This is a genomic window from Amaricoccus sp. (assembly GCF_036846665.1).
Classification (GTDB): domain Bacteria; phylum Pseudomonadota; class Alphaproteobacteria; order Rhodobacterales; family Rhodobacteraceae; genus Amaricoccus.
On record NZ_DAIUBO010000413.1, the window covers coordinates 1 to 1,592 of the forward strand.

General features: G+C 68.0%; 2 protein-coding genes. Both read right to left on the reverse strand.

The features are described 5' to 3' along the window. The coding region (locus tag V7050_RS20950; protein ID WP_324398309.1) for a CaiB/BaiF CoA transferase family protein at nt 1-895 on the reverse strand (895 nt) is incomplete at its 3' end. Between the two features lie 15 nt (nt 896-910). Continuing rightward, a complete protein-coding gene (locus tag V7050_RS20955; protein ID WP_324370775.1) occupies nt 911-1,390 on the reverse strand; it encodes a nitroreductase family protein in 480 nt (159 codons plus the stop codon). Nucleotides 1,391-1,592 lie beyond the last annotated feature (202 nt).

Here is a 1,592-nt window from a genome sequence, read left to right on the forward strand (position 1 = left end):
GGTCGTGCTGGGCGCCGACGAGGTGGTGCGGTTTCTCGAGGCGGTGCCGAGCTTGGCGGCGGGCGCCACGGCGTCCTCGAGGTCGAGGATCGGCGCCGAGCTCGGGCCGGCCCAGCACCTTGTCGGCAAAGTTGACCCACTCGCGATCACTCTGGACCGCGATCAGCAGTCGTCCGTCCTGCGCCTCGTAGGCGCCATAGGGCGCGATCGAAGGATGTTGAAGCCCGACGCGTTTCGCGATCGGTCCGCCATTTCGGGCGGCGATGTAAGGCACGCTCATCGCCTCCACCGCCACGTCGAACAGGCTCACCGAGATCGCCGCGCCCTGGCCGGTCTTCTCTCGAGCGTAGAGCGCCTCGAGGATGTGCGCGTGGGCTGTCATGCCGGTGGTGATGTCGCAGATCGAGATGCCGATGCGGCTCGGGCCGGAGGCCTCGCTGCCGGTGATCTCGGACAACCCCGCCTCGGCCTGGATCATCAGGTCGTAGGCCTTGCGATTGGCGTCCGGGGTGTCCGGGGCGAAACCGCAGATGTCGCAGGTGATGAGCCGCGGAAAATCTTTGCGTAGCGCCTCGGCGCCGATCCCGAGCCTGTCGGTCGCGCCCGGCCCGAGGTTCTGCACGAAGACGTCCGCCTGCGCCAGCATCTTCCGCACCATGGCAAGGTCTTCCGGGTCACGCAGATCGACGCGGCAGGACTCCTTGCCGCGGTTCAGCCAGACGAAGTAGCTCGAATACCCATTGGCATAGTCGTCGTAGCCGCGGGCGAAGTCGCCCTCGTGTCGTTCGAGCTTGATCACCCGCGCGCCAGCGTCGGCCAAGCGGCTGGTGGCGAGCGGCGCGGCGACCGCCTGTTCCAAGGCGACGACAAGGATGCCGTCCAGCGGTTTCTGCATCTGGGTCTCCATGGGTTAGGCGAAGCGGAAGATGTTCTCCGGGGGCTCGCGCCGGGCCCGGAAGGCATTGGCCGGATGCGCCAAGTCGGCATAGCCGAAGGAGACACCGCAGACGAACTTGCGGTCCTTGGCCACCCTGAAGCGCGTCCTGATCATCGTCGAATGCTGCGCCAGCGCCGCCTGTGCGATCGAGGCGACGCCGTGGGTCTGGGCCGCCAGCATGAAGGCGGTCACAAAGCCGCCGGCGTCCAGCGCGCCATAGACGCCCTGCTCTGCCGGCACGGTGATCAGCGCGACATGCGGCGCCCCGAAGAAGCGGAAGTTCTCCAGCCTCTGCCGCTCTCGCGCCGCATGGTCGTCGCGCGCGACGCCGACCGCCTTGTAGAGCCCGTACCCCACCTCGCGCCGCCGCTCGAGATAGACCCCGGTGTAGCGCTCGGGATAGGGAAAGTCGGTGTCGAACGGCTTCTTTCTCTCGCGCGCCGCCGCGAGCAACTCCTCGCTCAGCGCCCGCGGGGCGGGCGGTCCAGCACCGGCTGGCGTTTCTGTGGGAAAGCGACCGGACCCATGTCCCGGGCATGAGCACCTCGCGCACGCCCACTCCGATGGCCAGCAACGACGACATTGCCCGCTTTCTTGGTGTCACCCAGGCGGCGAAGCTCGACTGGCGCTACATCGCCCCGGGCAAGCCGACCCA